This window comes from Janibacter sp. CoH_79_TC_3, assembly GCF_058197955.1.
Map to the genome: position 1 here is coordinate 74,410 of NZ_JBXWIV010000005.1, position 14,868 is coordinate 89,277.

The following is a 14,868-nucleotide window of genomic DNA, read 5'->3' on the forward strand; positions in this document are numbered from 1 at the left end:
AAATAACATTGACCCCTTAAAGCTTTGTCGTTAAATTGGTGACAGCACTTATTTATCTAAAAACAATATTAAGGATAGCGCCATGACTATAAGCATCATTAAGCCGACGTTACTGAGTATTGGACTGATGAGTATGATTGGCTGCACTGCCATGCAAACCACCATAGAACGGGTAAATACGGAACAGGCAAGTAACTCAGCTACTGTTTATTACAATGGCCATATCATCACGATGGAAGGTGAGCAGCCGCAGATGGTCGAAGCTTTAGTCACTCAGGCAGGCAAGATTGCTTACGCTGGTGATTTGAATACTGCTCAATCAAAATATAAAAATGCGGCGCAAGTTAATTTAAACAGCAAGACGTTATTACCAGGCTTTATTGATCCGCACAGCCACTTTGATATGGTGTCAAATACCATGGGGCAGGTAAACTTAAACCCGCCACCAGTCGGCAAAGTCAATAATATTGAAAATATGCTGCAAGCCTTAAAAGCTTATAAAACAGATAACAAGATTGCTGATGGGGAGTGGATATACGGTTGGGGCTATGATGAGAGTCAATTAGCTGAGGAGCGTCATCCAACCAAAGCAGACATCGATAAAGTATTGCCGAATAATCCTGTTTATTTGCAACATACCAGTGGCCATATGGGTGTGGCAAACAGTAAAGGCTTGGCGGCTATGAAAGTGACTGCGGCTAGCAAAAACCCAGATGGCGGTAATATTGCACGGGTTAAAGGCTCTAACGAACCAAATGGTCTTGTCCAAGAAATTGCTATGTATCCATTCGTTCGTCGTATGCTAGAGGTATTGGAGCCCAATCAAGCCAAATTCTTTGAGCAGACCCAAGATTACTATGCCGAAAATGGTCTGACTACTGCGCATAATGGCTCGACGGCTCGTAACACCATCCAGTTTTTCCAAAAGCAAGCCGATGCGGGCAAACTCAAGATTGATTTGGTCGCCCTTGCTGGTGTCAGCGATTTAGATGAAAACTTAGCGGACAAAGACTTTGTCTGGAAGACTTATCAAAACGGCTTTAAAGTACAAGGGACTAAAATCGTTGCCGATGGCTCACCGCAAGGTAAGACCGCTTACTTTAGTCAGCCTTATTTGATGCCAGTGCCAGACTGCGAAAAAGACTGTCGTGGCTTACCAAGTGTTAGCCAAGATGAGCTCAATGAGATGTTTGTAAAGGCTTATCAGCGTGATAACCAACTGTTTATTCATAACAATGGCGATGGCGCGACAGATATGATTATCAAAGCACATTAATATGCGGTTAAGAAGACTGGACAAGCCGCCGATAAAGATCGCCGTACGGTGCCTATTCATGCCCAGTTTGCACGCCCTGACCAGTTAGAGTCTTTTAAAAAGTACAAGATGCTACCGTCATTTTTTACCAATCATGCCTATTTTTGGGGTGATGTGCATGTCAATAATCTAGGTAAAAAACGCGCTGATTTTTCAAGCCCGATAGCGACGGCGGATAAAATGGGGTTAAAATACACCAACCATTCTGACGATACCGTGACGCCCGTCGATCCGTTATTTACCATTTGGTCAGCGGTCAATCGCACCTCGCGCTCAGGTAAGATTATCGGTGTCGATGAGCGCGCGACCCCTTATCAAGCGCTCAAAGCCATTACGACTAATGCCGCTTATGAGTACTATGATGAAAATAGTAAAGGTACATTAACGAAGGGTAAGCTAGCTGACTTGGTTATATTAGATGCCAATCCGTTGACGATAAATGCAGATAAGCTTAAAGATATTAATGTCGTAACGACTATTAAAGAAGGTAAAATAATCTATCAGCGCCCAGCAAAATAAAACTATAATAACAGCATACTAAGAATGAACACTTTAATGCTTTATAGTCAAATCTCTATAGGTTTGACTATAAAGTTTTTTCTGTCTCTTTTATATCAACATCAGGATTCGTTTATGAGTAACACCGAACAAATTACTTCCTCTGATAACACGCATTATCTGCACCATACTTTTTTTGAGCCAAGTGATAATACGACCCCGATTATTGCTACCCTACTGATTGTGCATGGTATGGCAGAACACAGTGAGCGTTATGCAGAATTTGCGCAGTTTTTAGCAGATAACGGTATTGCGGTCGCCACTTATGATCAGCTTGGTCATGGACAGACGGTTAAATCAGCCAGTGATTTGGGATTCTTTGCTGACGAACATCCGGTGCAGTCATTATTAAAAGACGTCATTATCATGGCAGACAGCCTAAAGGCACGCCATCCTAACGTGCCGCACTTTGTCATGGGGCATTCGATGGGCTCGTTTATCGTGCGCAACGTCCTCAAACATCATGCGCGTAACTTTAGCGGTGCAATTTTAATGGGCACCGCTGATGCCAATCCATTGACCAAAGTGCTACTACCGATTAATAAAGTACTGGCAAAAGTGGCGCCTAAAAAGCCAAACTCAGTTTTTGCCAATACGATGAATAAAGTGCTCAACAGCAAGCTTGATAATCGTATTTCTTCTTCAAAATTTGCCTGGTTAAACGAAGACCCTGCGGCTGTCGAAGCCTACGAAGCCGATCCATTAACTGGCTTTGAATTTACTAATAATGGTTTTCTAACTTTATTTACCTTGATGGAAGCTGGTCTCAATAAAAACTGGGCGACAACGATCACCAAAGATTTTCCTATGTTATTGGTCAGCGGCGAGAATGATCCTATTGGCGATATGGGCAAAGGCATCCGTAAAATTGCCGGCCGTTTAGAAAAACAGAACTTTAGCAATGTCGCGCTACAACTCTACCCGCACATGCGTCATGAGCCAATTCATGAACAGAATAAAGCGCTGGTTTATCAAGATATTTTAGAATGGATAAAAATTAACAGCGCTGATCATTAATATCAGCATTAGCAATAATAATAGCTCTGATAATGCACCTAACCTATTTGCTAAAACTCGCTAAATTATCAGCAATACCCAAAGCTTTTTATAACCGACCACACTTATTACCATCGTTTTATTTACCTTTACCAACTTTAGGAATATTTATGTCATTGCAACAAACCATTGAACAAGCCTTTGAAAATCGTAACGAATATAGCCCAGCAACCATGCCAAAAGACGTACGCGATGCCATCAATGAAGTGCTTGAGCAACTAGACAACGGTAGCTTGCGGGTGGCAGAGAAAAAAGATGGCGAATGGGTGGTCAATCAGTGGGCTAAAAAAGCCGTTTTATTATCATTTCGTTTAAACGATAACTATGTCCAAGCTGCGGGCGAACACGTGCAGTTTTATGACAAGGTACCAACGAAGTTTGCTAATTGGACAGAAGCGCAATTTAAAGCAGCTGGCGTGCGCGTGGTACCACCAGCGGTTGCTCGTAAAGGTTCATATATCGCAGCCGGTGCCGTATTGATGCCATCGTACGTCAATATTGGTGCCTATGTCGACCAAGGCGCGATGGTAGATACGTGGGCAACGGTTGGTTCATGTGCCCAAATCGGTAAAAATGTGCATTTATCAGGCGGCGTTGGTATCGGCGGTGTCTTAGAGCCGCTGCAAGCCAATCCAACCATCATTGAAGACAATTGCTTTATCGGTGCGCGCTCTGAAATCGTTGAAGGCGTTATTGTAGAAGAAGGCTCAGTGATTTCTATGGGCGTGTTTATCGGTCAATCGACGCGTATTTATGATCGCGAAACGGGCGAGATTCATCGCGGCCGTGTACCAGCAGGCTCAGTAGTTGTACCGGGTAGCTTGCCATCAGAAGACGGCACTCACAGCTTATATGCTGCAATTATCGTAAAAAAAGTTGATGCACAAACCCGTGCTAAAACATCAGTTAATGAGTTATTACGTTTGGCCTAGCTTTTTAGTTATTAAGTTTTAATCATTACATTAATTGTTTTTATCATAAAGATGCTAGGGCTGACTCTAGCATCTTTTTTAATGCTCTATAGCAGGTTAATGGCAAGTTTAATCTAAGACGTTACGTTATAATCTTTGCCTCGTTTGGACGCTGATGAACTAATGCAGCGTTTGTTAAATGACGGTTATGAGATATCGCTCGAAACTGCCGGCGCGCTGACGGTAGAAAATATACCGTCAGCGGTCAGCAAAGTGATGGATCTTAAAACGCCAAGCTCAGGCGAAGTTGATAAAAACCTTCGGTCAAATCTTAGCTACCTTACCCAACATGACCAAATCAAATTTGTCATTATGAACCGCGCTGATTATGAGTGGGCGAAAGAAAAACTGCTTGAGTATCAGCTGGATAAATTGGTTGGTACGGTTTGGTTTTCACCGATGTTTAATATCGCAGAAGAGGTAGCTGCTGATAAAGCATTAAGAAGCCTTGAGGTGCCAGTATTGGCACGCAAGTTGGCTGAATGGATGCTAGCAGACGCTTTACCGGTACGTTTTCAATTACAATTGCATAAGATTATTTGGGCCGATGCCAAAGGTAAATAACTAAATGACCTTTGCGCTAGTTATAGAAGTCAACGGTTCAGATAAGCAAATATCCAAAACAACAAACTAAATATACTCTAAATAGCTAACGAGCCGACTGCAAGGACGCATGAATGGTCAAACTGATTTTATTAGGCTTATTGGCGGGGGCGTTCTTTAGCTCGACATTTATTTTAAATGAGCTGATGAGTAATGCCGGTGGTCATTGGTTTTGGTCAGCGAGCCTACGCTATGTCTTTATGTGGCTGATTATCACCGCCATTATTATTCTGCAACACGGCTTTGGTCGCATCAGAGAGCTTGCGACTATTTTTCGTCAGCATTGGCGCTTTTGGTGTCTTACCGGCAGCATTGGCTTTGGGATATTTTATACAGGCATTTGCTATGCTGGCGACCACGTCGCTGGCTGGGTCGTTGCTGCTACCTTTATGTTTACTGTTGTCACCAGCCTATTGGTACTACTGGCTTTTGGACAACGTTTCGATAAAAAGTTTATCATTTATGCCTTTTTGGTGTTTATCGGAGTGGTATTGGTCAACGTCAGCGAAGGCTTGCGCGCCTCTGCCCTCACCGATATTGATAGCGCGCCGATGGCAGAAATGCTGCTTTACGGTGCCCTACCTGCATTAATCGCGGCTTTTAGTTACCCAATCGGCAATCAGCTGGTGTGGCAGGTTTCCCACAACTCACGTAAACACAATTCTCATAAAAATAGCGAGAAGCTGCAACAAGCGCGAGAAGCCGATACGAAGCCTCATACCAATAAAAATAATAACGTCGATACTAACCAACCGCTTGTCGCAGAAGCTTTCGACTTATCTGCTGCCATAAATAGTTCGGTAGATAGCAGCATTACGTTAAATACAAATCCTACCATCGAAGCTAAATCTTCCTCTCCTCTACGAAACCTCATCGCCCGTATTCCTGCTATCGAGACGACGCTATTACAAAATGCCTTTAATAAGGTTTGGCTCATGACATTGGGTAGTTTGCCATTTTGGCTAATTTTAGGCGTTTTTATACAACCTGAACCTCCTGCAACCACCCAGTTATTTAATATCTTGCTAGTGGCATTGCTGGCTGGCGTTGCGGCGACGAGCATATTTTTTTATGCGCGTGAACAAGCAGTGACCTCAAGTGAAGTCGCAGGCGTTGACTCGACCCAAGCCAGCGAGGTAATCTTTGCTTTGATTGGCGGTATACTATTGTTGAATAACGCGCTACCTTCAACATTGGGATTGGTCGGTATTGGGCTGATTATGCTAGGCCTAATATTATTTGCAAAAGACGGTTGAGGCTCACATAAATCATGATAAGTAACTTTATTTTTCCCGATATTCTGCTGTATTTATTAGATATGGTGGGCGTCATTGCTTGTGCCATTGCCGGCACCTTGCTGGCGCAGCATAAAGGCTTTGATATTGCTGGCTGTATTTTGGTTTCTATGGTCAATGCCATTGGCGGCGGTACATTACGTGATATGGCGCTCGATCGTCATCCGCTATTTTGGATGACTGACCTTAACTATGTCATCGTCATTACCCTCACCTCCCTTATTCTACAAATTTTCTTTCATTTGTATCATAAGATTGATAAAGCGCTTAAGCTGTTTGATGCGATTGGTCTGGCGGCTTTTAGTGTGATTGGTTTTAAAGTGGCTTTGGCGCAAGATGTGTCGCCAGTTATTGCCGTTATGATGGGGGTTTGGACGGCGATTATTGGTGGCTTATTACGTGATATTATATGTAATGAGATACCGCTACTGTTGCAGCGCGAGATTTATATCACCGCCAGTATTGCAGGGTCTTTGAGCTATTTGGCGCTTGATTACTGGGGTGTTGACGCAGTTATCAATGAGTTTATGATGTTATTTATCATCTTTGCCGTGCGTATGTTGGCGCTTAAATTCGACTGGCACCTGCCTTCGATTCGTTTGGTCGATTAACTGATTAGCGAAGAAAACATCAGTGTTTTAATATCAATGCTTTAATAGTAGTGCTTTAATGAGAAAAACGCATGCTCACCATCGCTTTAGATTCTGAATTGATTACTACTTTTGACCCGCGCTCGCTGATTTATCTGTTTGATATGATTGGGATTGTCGCTTGTAGTATCTCAGGGACGATATTAGCTAAGCATAAGAACTTTGATGTATTCGGCTGCTTACTGGTATCGATTGTGACTGCCATCGGCGGCGGTACGGTGCGTGATGTCATTCTGGATCGTCATCCGCTGTTTTGGATGGTGGACATGAGTTATCTGACGGTTATTACCATCTCTTCGCTGGTGATGCAGATATTCTTTCACCCTAACTCTAGGCGCGTTGATAAATTCCTCAAGCTCTCTGACACGATAGGGCTATCAGCCTTTACGTTAATCGGTATCAAGGTTGCTGATAGTATAGGCACCAATGTGCCAGTGGCATTACTACTGGGAGTGATTACGATTATTGTCGGCGGCATCATCCGCGATATGATTTGTAATGAAATTCCATTGGTGCTACAGCAAGAGATTTATATCAGTGCCGCTTTAACAGGCGGTATTCTCTACTTTGCGCTGCACAATCTTGGCGTGACCGCTTGGATTGCTGATATCTCGGCAATGGCGACGATTTTTACCTTACGTATGCTTGCTATCCGTTATGACTGGCAATTTCCGACTATTGAATGGAAGTATTAAAGTTATGGAGTTATTAAAGCATGGAAGCATGAAAATCTAGCAACTATTAATAAAATCACTACCAGTCCAATCAACTCGCTAGCTTTCTGCTACCGTCTCTTTTACCAGCGCTAGGTCTTTTACCATCAACTGTAAGCTTTGTTTGCCATTCCACTCGTTAATGTCTAGCTGAAATAATAAATGCACTTTTTCGGCGCGGTAATCCCAAGCACCACTATCAAAATTGAATTGGATTGCTTCAATCGGATATTGCACATCAGGATAACGTAGCGACAGTTTAAGATGCTTGTCCTTTAATATCTTAAAGCTCAGCACCTCAAATACGCCATCAAATATCGGCGGCGCAAAGCCATGACCCCAGATACTGGCATTGGCTAAATGTTCTGCAAACCATAAGCTAAAGTCACCCGCTTGTAGTGCTCCATCGGTAAATTTCTGCTCGGCAAAGACTTCATCATCCATCTGCGCCATCACTTCGTTAAACGCGGTCACAAAGCCATCAAAGTTGCAACGTTTGATGGTCAAACCTGCTGCCATGGCATGACCACCGAAATGGCTGATTAAATCAGGATATCGTTCGGCAACTTGCTCAATCGCATCACGAATATGTACGCCAGCGATAGAGCGCGCCGAGCCCTTGATGGCATCGTCGTCACCCGTACGCTCTGTGTCTGCTGGCGCAAAGATGATACTGGGCAGATAATGGCTTTCTTTTAGACGGCCAGCGACGATACCGATAACGCCTTGATGCCAATCATCTTGATATAAAATAATGCTGCGATTTTGATTATTAACAATCTGTTGCTCAAGCTTGTGCTGAATAATAATAGCATCGCTCTCGTCAGCATCAGTATTAACATCAGCATTAGAATCAGTAGCAGCTAATGCTTGCACAATACTATCCGCTTGCGCGCGCATCTCACCTTCCACATGGCGGCGGGTACGATTCAGTTGTTCAAGCTCTTGTGCCAAACGTTGTGCGGTGCTCCAGTCATCGGTTAGTAAGCACTCAATACCGATACGCATATTATCCATACGCCCAGCAGCATTGATACGCGGACCTAAAACAAAACCAAAGTCCTGCGCCTGTAATTGCTTAGGATCACGACCCGCTTGTTCAAGCAATGCCAATATACCGAGCGAGCAGCACCCTTGACGAATGGCGTTCAGACCATGATGGACTAAAATGCGATTGTTTTTATCAAGTACGCCTACATCAGCAATCGTCCCAAGTGCCACCAAATCCAAATACTGGCTGACTTGCACGCTAGACTTGCCTGCTTCACGGCGCAGTTTTGCTAAGCGTCCGAGCACATAAAACGCCACGCCAACACCGACCAATGCCTTACTGCTAAAGTTACAGTCGAGCTGATTGGGATTGACAACGGCTTCTGCGGGAGGTGTCTCTTTGGTAGTCAGGTGATGGTCAGTAATAATGACAGTGATGCCATCAGCTTGCGCACGCGCCACACCTTCGTGACTCGAGATACCATTGTCCACCGTCACAATCATGTCGGGCTTATAAGTCTTGATACCTAATTCGACAATCTCCGGCGTCAGACCATAGCCATATTTAAAACGGTCAGGTACTAAAAAATCAACGACCGCACCCATCTTTGTCAGCGCGCGCATCATTAGTGCCGTGCTGGTTGCCCCATCGCAGTCAAAATCCCCAACGATTAAGATACGCTGACCTTCATCGATAGCGACATCTAACAAACACACTGCTTCGGTGACGCCATGTAGCATCTCAGCAGGCAGTAAACCAGATAATCCAGTCTCTAGCTCATCAGGCGCAGTGATACCGCGACCGGCATAAAGCCTAGCAAGGGTGAATGATTGAGCGGCAAGCGATTGCAACGCGGCGGGCAACTCGTCGATGCGAGTGCTGGTATAACGGGGGGTTAAATTTAGCATGTTGGTATTCTACTGGCTTTGACAGATAGCCACAATGGGAATTTTTAGCACTGTCGTCTAGGTTTAGCGATTGCGTCGCTGCGTCTGATGGCGTAATTTATATTCCATGCATGGCACACAAAGTTTAAAAACGGCTTATTTCTAAACGCCTTCTTGCTAAGCCGTTACTTATTTACAAAAACGGTGCAGAGTGACTGTAATTTTCTGCATTTTGCTACAAAGCAATGATTGTACAAGGCTTATAAATCCATAAAATGGTAAACATCTAAGAACCTATAAGATACTTATCATTTTGCCATTTTTGCTTTTACTATATTAACTATTTTCTGTTTTTTAAACATTTTAAGGACGCTTTATGAAAACCACACCAACTGCTGAAAAACTGCCTAATACCATTGATCCGAATTTAGATCTTGAGCAAGTGAAAAAAGAATGTCTTGCTATGGTCAAAAGACGCGCTAGAGTCTCTGCTGGTGTTGCTATCGTTCCTGTGCCGTTTTTTGATGTGGCAGTCGATGCCAGCATGCTGACTATGTTATTGCCTGAGATCAGTGAGCGCTTCGGGCTTCTAAAAGATCGTCAAGGCGCTGTTGATTTAGAATCACGTGCAGTACATTGGAAAGAGTTAAAAAATCGTACGATTGATTTTGCCGGTTTAATGGCAACTCGTGGTATCGTCAAAAAGACGGTTCAAGGCTTTGGTGGTCGTATCGCAGCCAAGCAAGTGACCAAGTTTATCCCATTAGGTGGTCAACTGGTCGCAGGTACAATGGGCTATATGATTTTCAAAAAAATTGCCACCGACCATATCAATGAATGCTATAACTTGGCAAAAGATATTCAGCAAAAGCAACATGGTAAAAATGTCTAAAAATATAACGAATCAAAAGCTTAACAATTGATTAACAGTTGAATAATAAGCTAAAAATAAACCCAGCTAAGAAGCTCTTAGCTGGGTTTTCTATTGATATTTAATTAAGCAAAATATTACGCCAAGCTTCTAGCGACTTTATTCTAGCTACCTTGCTTCTAACTATCTTGTTTGCCAATCCAGTTTTGCATCTGCTCAATCTCAGACTGCTGAGCATCGATGACAGCTTGCGCCAGCTGTCGCATTTCGGCATCTTTACCATATTTCAGCTGAACCTTTGCCATATCGACCGCGCCAACATGATGCGGCAACATGCCACGTGCAAATGCCATATCAGGATTAGGATCAGCAATACCCGCCATCATCTCATCATGCATGGCGTCCATACCATCGGCATAGGCTTGTTGCATGACTTTGGTATCCGGTGTTGCTTCAGATGTATCAGGATGACTGGCTAGCCACGCTTGCATTTGCTCAATTTCTGCTTGTTGAGCATCGATGATCTCTTGTGCCAGTTGACGCATCTCTTTATCAGTACCGTATTTCAGCTGAATCTCTGCCATATCAACCGCGCCAATATGATGACCTAGCATCCCTTTTGCAAAGGCAGCATCTGGATCGTTATATTCCATCCCGACCATCATCTCGTCATGCATCTTTACCATAGAGTTATTGTACGCTCGATGCATTGGCGTCATATGTTCAGCATCTGCCATTGCGCCCGCGGACATATCGTGACTGGCGTGCGGACCCGTAGCGTCGGCTGCATCGTTAACATTATTAGTATCATTAACTACCGCTGTGTTTTCTGTAGTAGGCGCTGTCGCAGCCTTTTCATTGGCAGGCTGACAGGCACTGATTAGCAATGCCGCACTGATGCTAGCGGTGAGCACGGCAAGACGTGAATAATGAGTGATTTTCATGGTATATCCTTTATGTAAGTAGAAAATAAAAAATGGTAAATCAGTTAAGATTTACCAATAAAAAAACTATTAAACGAATGGGTTAAATGCTGTTAGTTCAAAATAATTACTTATGAAACGCTCTATTTAAGCGCTTCAATAAGCGCCTGCATCTCAGCGATTTCACGCTTTTGCGCCTCGATAATATCATCGGCAAGTTTCTGTACTCTTGGGTCTTCGATATCAGCGCGACTACTGGTCAAAATAGCAATCGAATGGTGCGGTATCATCGCTTGCATCCAGTCAACTTGATCGACGGTTGCTTGAGATCTGACGCCCCAAATACCCACGGCAAACATCAAAACGCTAAGACCGTAAATCATAAGATTGACCTTGGTTTTTTTATACATATTACCCATAAATGCCAGCATAATGACCGCCATGCCAGCGCCCATATACAGTGCCATATATGCTCTGGTCTCGCTAAAATACACGTGCTCCCATTGATAGGTATTGAAGTACATCATGATATACATGACTATCGTCGATGTTAAAATTATCAGTGAAAACTTTATATATGGATTCATTTTTTCTTGTTCTGAATGCTGCATACCCTAGCGTCCTTCTACATTACTTAAATTATTTTTCTTATTTATATGGTACTTAGGCTATTTAAAAGTTAATTTATTGTTAAAGGTGTTTAATCAAAGACGTTTTTTACTTTATTAGTTCCTTTCTTTATTAGTTAGTTCATTATTTTATTCGTTTCTTATGCTATGAGCTTATAACTGCTGCTCAGCAGACTCAATATCTGCATATACTTGGTTGGTACCATCTTTGTTTATTTGCATAATCTGATAAGGCGCAAACTGCCCTTGATACTCCATCCCCGGACTGCCCATTGGCATACCAGGCACGGCAAGCCCGATTGCTTGTGCCGGTGGATTGGCTAAAAACTGAGCAACATATTTAGCGGGTACATGACCCTCAAACACATAACCATCAGTCGTTACCGCAGTATGGCATGAGCGCATTTCAGTCGGCACGCCATAGCGGTCTTTGAATAATGACAAATCCTTTGGATGCTGGCTCGTCGCTGTCAGACCATTATTTTGCGCATGTTCCATCCAGTCTTTACAGCAGCCGCAATTGACGTCTTTATAAACGGTCGCTGAGACGTTTTTGAGTAAATCAGAATGGTGGGCTTTAGTATTTATCGTAGCAGATTGGTTGGTGTTTTCTACATTATCCGCCGACGTATTATTCACCGAAACTTGGGTTTGCGCCGAGTTTAGACTAGCTTTCCCGCTATCTGCCTCAGTATCTACATTAGCATTTGCTTTAATATCGGCTTGATTGCAGGCAAAAAGTGTCGACACTGCTAATATCATCAAGCTGCCGCGTAGAGATTTCTTTACGAGCTGGTTAGGGTTTAGCTGACCAGACTTAGATTGACGACCAAATTTAGTGGCAAGGATAACCATAGTAAATGTCTCATTAATGGTAAAAATGGCAGGTATTTTTAGAAATGCATAACATTGGTAGTTGTAGTAACAGTAATAAGGTCTAGCGTTAAAATATTATATAAAAATTATAACAACGTCAGCCTGACAAGCAGATGACGCTAAGATGACAATTTTGTCATCTTGTCAGCTTAGCATAGGAATAGCGCTGCCATTGCTCTATGATTGATGGCAGAAAATCTAGCAATATCGCAACTGCACTAGCATAAAAATATCATAAATAATGAGCATGAATAATGAGCATATATACGCTATGAAAATACTATTGGTCGAAGATGAAATATCGCTTGGCGACTATATTAAAAAAGGCTTAAGTGAAGCGGGTTTTATCGTTGAGCATCATACAACTGGGTTAGACGGTTATCATGCTTTGATGACCGAGGATTTTAATGTGGTCATTATGGATGTGATGTTACCCGATGTGAGTGGCTTTGAGTTGGTGCGCAATTATCGGGCAGCGGGCAAACTGACACCAGTATTATTTCTAACGGCAAAAGATGATTTAAGCGACCGCGTAAAGGGCATAGAAATCGGCGGCGATGATTATCTAACCAAGCCTTTTGCCTTTGCTGAGCTACTGGTCAGAATCAAAAACCTATTGCGCCGCGTCAATCAAACCGATTATGCCAGCACAGTGCTACAGATTACCGATTTAAAAATGGATATTGCTAAACGCACAGTATCGCGTGGTGGCCAGATTATTAAATTAACTGCAAAAGAGTTTGCGCTATTGCAGTTTTTCCTTGAGCGACAGGGTGAGGTGCTGCCGCGCTCTGTGATTGCCTCGCAAGTATGGGATATCAATTTCGATAGCGACACCAATGTGATTGACGTGGCGATACGGCGTTTGCGGATTAAAATCGATGATGATTTCGATATTAAGCTGATTCATACGGTGCGCGGCATGGGTTATCGGCTCGACCATATTGATAATAGCGACATCACAGCGATGAGTCAGTAATATGACACCGATTGCGACAGATGGTCGCTTATCTTTATTGTGGCGCACTATTCTATTATTAAGCCTGTGCGTTATCGTCACCCAGATATTTCTATATATTTGGATACAGCGCTCGGTTAATGACCATTTTGAGCAAATGGATGCAGAGATTTTGACCCATGCGGCGTTTAATTTACGCCAATATATGGACAGCAATCACATCGGCGACACTATGAATACTGGTGGCATTGCCAACATTAATAATAATATTACTACTACCGATGCTGACTCTAAAAAGGAAATACTACTTTCTCAGCAGACGTTAGCATTGCAGAACGCTAGCATCGACTATGAAGTCAAAACTGTCATTACCGATAATAACGGGCAAGTCCTTATTAGTGTGCCCGCAGGTTTTATCAATCAATCGAGCAATGATGGTGCCGTTAAAAATCTGTGGCAAAAACATCATGAGCAGCCGTTTAATTTAACTATCAACGAGCGCCACTATCGCGCTATTATCATTCAGCACGCCAATCGCTTGGCACTCATCGCCCTACCCATCGATGTTCATCATCAGTATTTGGCGCAATTTAACCGTCAGCTGATTATGATTTTAATCGCCATTACCTTTATTTTAGTATCTATCGCCGCTTTTAGTGTGCATTTGGGCTTTACGCCGCTGGCGACTATTAGGCAAAAAATGAGCGGCATCAATGCCGAACAGCTCGAAGATAGAATTGTGATAGCTGATATGCCCAGTGAGTTGCGCCCGCTTGCTGAGACGTATAATGCGATGATGGATAAGCTGGCGCACAATTTTGCATCGCTTTCACGCTTCTCAGACGATATCGCCCACGAGCTGCGCACACCGCTTGCTACTCTTAGCACCCAAACCCAAGTGATGCTTAGTAAACCGCGAGATAACCAAGAATATATCGAGCAGCTGCATCATCAGCATGACACCTTAGCGCAGTTATCCAATCTCATTAACAATATGCTGCTACTGGCAAAAACTCAAAAAGGGTTGATTCATTCGCAATTTCATCGCGTGGATAGCGATCTACTGCTAACTAAGATGATTGATTATTATGAATGGATAGCGGAAGACCGTGCTATCTCTTTTGAGAAAACAGGTGAGTTTAAAGCTGTGCTTGGTGATGAAAGCTTATTGCAAAGGCTGTTTGCCAACTTACTTGCTAACGCGGTCTATTATGCCGCCAGTGATAGTATTATTTATATTAGCGCCGCAACTGTAACGGATAACGTTGCAAGTAGTGGGCAGGTTTTATCTTTATCAGGCATGCCTATCTCGTACCTGCAAATTACTTTTACCAATCGTCTAACCGCACCAATGACGCAAGCAGAAGTAGATAAATTATCAGAGCGCTTTTATCGCCATCATAAAACCATATCGATGCATGCAGGTACAGGCTTAGGTTTATCGATTGTGCACGCGATTGTCAACGCCCACAATGGTAAAATAGCCATCACTGTCAAAGATGAACATTACTTTGCGGTCAGTATCAAACTCCTGATTGCTTAATAAAAAAAGTAAAGAGTTTAACCTTAAAC

13 protein-coding genes and 1 pseudogene are annotated in these 14,868 nt (G+C 43.0%); 10 read left to right on the forward strand and 4 right to left on the reverse strand.

Features of this window, described 5'->3' with window-relative positions; all coding sequences use genetic code 11:
* Positions 1 to 253 precede the first annotated feature (253 nt).
* The 7 genes and pseudogenes from AC2FA3_RS06695 to AC2FA3_RS06725 all read left to right on the forward strand — a co-directional run bounded on the left by AC2FA3_RS06695 (position 254) and on the right by AC2FA3_RS06725 (position 7,143).
* Positions 254 to 1,834: pseudogene (locus AC2FA3_RS06695) on the forward strand (amidohydrolase).
* Positions 1,835 to 1,948: 114 nt separating this feature from the next.
* The gene (locus tag AC2FA3_RS06700) at positions 1,949 to 2,890 is read left to right on the forward strand and encodes an alpha/beta fold hydrolase (RefSeq protein WP_490508914.1); all 942 of its coding nucleotides are present in this window, start codon (positions 1,949 to 1,951) and stop codon (positions 2,888 to 2,890) included.
* Between the two features lie 149 nt (positions 2,891 to 3,039).
* Entirely contained in the window at positions 3,040 to 3,861 is an 822-nt protein-coding gene (dapD, locus tag AC2FA3_RS06705; protein ID WP_201609012.1) for a 2,3,4,5-tetrahydropyridine-2,6-dicarboxylate N-succinyltransferase, read from the forward strand.
* A 135-nt stretch (positions 3,862 to 3,996) separates the two neighbouring features.
* On the forward strand, positions 3,997 to 4,464 hold the full coding sequence (locus tag AC2FA3_RS06710; RefSeq protein WP_490508915.1) for a hypothetical protein: 468 nt from the start codon (positions 3,997 to 3,999) through the stop codon (positions 4,462 to 4,464).
* A gap of 113 nt (positions 4,465 to 4,577) precedes the next feature.
* Positions 4,578 to 5,759: a multidrug resistance efflux transporter family protein gene (locus AC2FA3_RS06715; RefSeq protein ID WP_490508916.1), complete on the forward strand. Its 1,182-nt coding sequence runs from the start codon at positions 4,578 to 4,580 to the stop codon at positions 5,757 to 5,759.
* Positions 5,760 to 5,773: 14 nt separating this feature from the next.
* Positions 5,774 to 6,409, forward strand: coding sequence for a trimeric intracellular cation channel family protein (locus AC2FA3_RS06720; RefSeq protein WP_490508917.1), 636 nt, complete (start codon positions 5,774 to 5,776; stop codon positions 6,407 to 6,409).
* Between the two features lie 71 nt (positions 6,410 to 6,480).
* On the forward strand, positions 6,481 to 7,143 hold the full coding sequence (locus tag AC2FA3_RS06725) for a trimeric intracellular cation channel family protein (protein ID WP_490508918.1): 663 nt from the start codon (positions 6,481 to 6,483) through the stop codon (positions 7,141 to 7,143).
* A gap of 78 nt (positions 7,144 to 7,221) precedes the next feature.
* Here AC2FA3_RS06725 and recJ read toward each other — a convergent pair whose 3' ends face one another.
* Positions 7,222 to 9,060 (reverse strand): single-stranded-DNA-specific exonuclease RecJ, encoded by a 1,839-nt coding sequence (gene recJ, locus AC2FA3_RS06730; RefSeq protein ID WP_490508919.1) that lies wholly within the window; start codon positions 9,058 to 9,060, stop codon positions 7,222 to 7,224.
* Positions 9,061 to 9,415: 355 nt separating this feature from the next.
* Between recJ and AC2FA3_RS06735 the strand changes: the two genes are divergently transcribed.
* Positions 9,416 to 9,931 carry a hypothetical protein gene (locus AC2FA3_RS06735; RefSeq protein WP_201543648.1) on the forward strand — a complete coding sequence of 172 codons (516 nt, stop codon included), beginning with the start codon at positions 9,416 to 9,418 and terminating at the stop codon, positions 9,929 to 9,931.
* Positions 9,932 to 10,089: 158 nt separating this feature from the next.
* Here the strand turns inward: AC2FA3_RS06735 and copM are convergent, their stop codons facing one another.
* The 3 genes from copM to AC2FA3_RS06750 all read right to left on the reverse strand — a co-directional run bounded on the left by copM (position 10,090) and on the right by AC2FA3_RS06750 (position 12,317).
* Entirely contained in the window at positions 10,090 to 10,854 is a 765-nt protein-coding gene (gene copM / locus AC2FA3_RS06740; protein WP_490508920.1) for a CopM family metallochaperone, read from the reverse strand.
* A 122-nt stretch (positions 10,855 to 10,976) separates the two neighbouring features.
* Positions 10,977 to 11,444, reverse strand: coding sequence for a DUF305 domain-containing protein (locus AC2FA3_RS06745; protein WP_490508921.1), 468 nt, complete (start codon positions 11,442 to 11,444; stop codon positions 10,977 to 10,979).
* A gap of 171 nt (positions 11,445 to 11,615) precedes the next feature.
* A complete protein-coding gene (locus AC2FA3_RS06750; protein ID WP_490508922.1) occupies positions 11,616 to 12,317 on the reverse strand; it encodes a DUF411 domain-containing protein in 702 nt (233 codons plus the stop codon).
* Positions 12,318 to 12,609: 292 nt separating this feature from the next.
* On the opposite strand from AC2FA3_RS06750, the gene AC2FA3_RS06755 reads away from it, so the two are divergent.
* Both AC2FA3_RS06755 and AC2FA3_RS06760 read left to right on the forward strand, forming a co-directional pair.
* Positions 12,610 to 13,317: a heavy metal response regulator transcription factor gene (locus AC2FA3_RS06755; RefSeq protein ID WP_201609004.1), complete on the forward strand. Its 708-nt coding sequence runs from the start codon at positions 12,610 to 12,612 to the stop codon at positions 13,315 to 13,317.
* Between the two features lies 1 nt (position 13,318).
* The gene (locus AC2FA3_RS06760) at positions 13,319 to 14,839 is read left to right on the forward strand and encodes an ATP-binding protein (protein WP_490508923.1); all 1,521 of its coding nucleotides are present in this window, start codon (positions 13,319 to 13,321) and stop codon (positions 14,837 to 14,839) included.
* The last annotated feature ends 29 nt before the right edge of the window (positions 14,840 to 14,868 follow it).

Excerpts from the sequence above, each read along its gene's own strand:
- AC2FA3_RS06700 (WP_490508914.1), top strand. The coding sequence starts at position 1,949 with ATGAGTAACACCGAACAAATTACTTCCTCTGATAACACGCATTATCTG.
- dapD (WP_201609012.1), top strand. The coding sequence starts at position 3,040 with ATGTCATTGCAACAAACCATTGAACAAGCCTTTGAAAATCGTAACGAA.
- AC2FA3_RS06715 (WP_490508916.1), top strand. The coding sequence starts at position 4,578 with ATGGTCAAACTGATTTTATTAGGCTTATTGGCGGGGGCGTTCTTTAGC.
- AC2FA3_RS06720 (WP_490508917.1), top strand. The coding sequence starts at position 5,774 with ATGATAAGTAACTTTATTTTTCCCGATATTCTGCTGTATTTATTAGAT.
- AC2FA3_RS06725 (WP_490508918.1), top strand. The coding sequence starts at position 6,481 with ATGCTCACCATCGCTTTAGATTCTGAATTGATTACTACTTTTGACCCG.
- recJ (WP_490508919.1), bottom strand. The coding sequence starts at position 9,060 with ATGCTAAATTTAACCCCCCGTTATACCAGCACTCGCATCGACGAGTTG.
- AC2FA3_RS06735 (WP_201543648.1), top strand. The coding sequence starts at position 9,416 with ATGAAAACCACACCAACTGCTGAAAAACTGCCTAATACCATTGATCCG.
- copM (WP_490508920.1), bottom strand. The coding sequence starts at position 10,854 with ATGAAAATCACTCATTATTCACGTCTTGCCGTGCTCACCGCTAGCATC.
- AC2FA3_RS06745 (WP_490508921.1), bottom strand. The coding sequence starts at position 11,444 with ATGCAGCATTCAGAACAAGAAAAAATGAATCCATATATAAAGTTTTCA.
- AC2FA3_RS06750 (WP_490508922.1), bottom strand. The coding sequence starts at position 12,317 with ATGGTTATCCTTGCCACTAAATTTGGTCGTCAATCTAAGTCTGGTCAG.
- AC2FA3_RS06755 (WP_201609004.1), top strand. The coding sequence starts at position 12,610 with ATGAAAATACTATTGGTCGAAGATGAAATATCGCTTGGCGACTATATT.
- AC2FA3_RS06760 (WP_490508923.1), top strand. The coding sequence starts at position 13,319 with ATGACACCGATTGCGACAGATGGTCGCTTATCTTTATTGTGGCGCACT.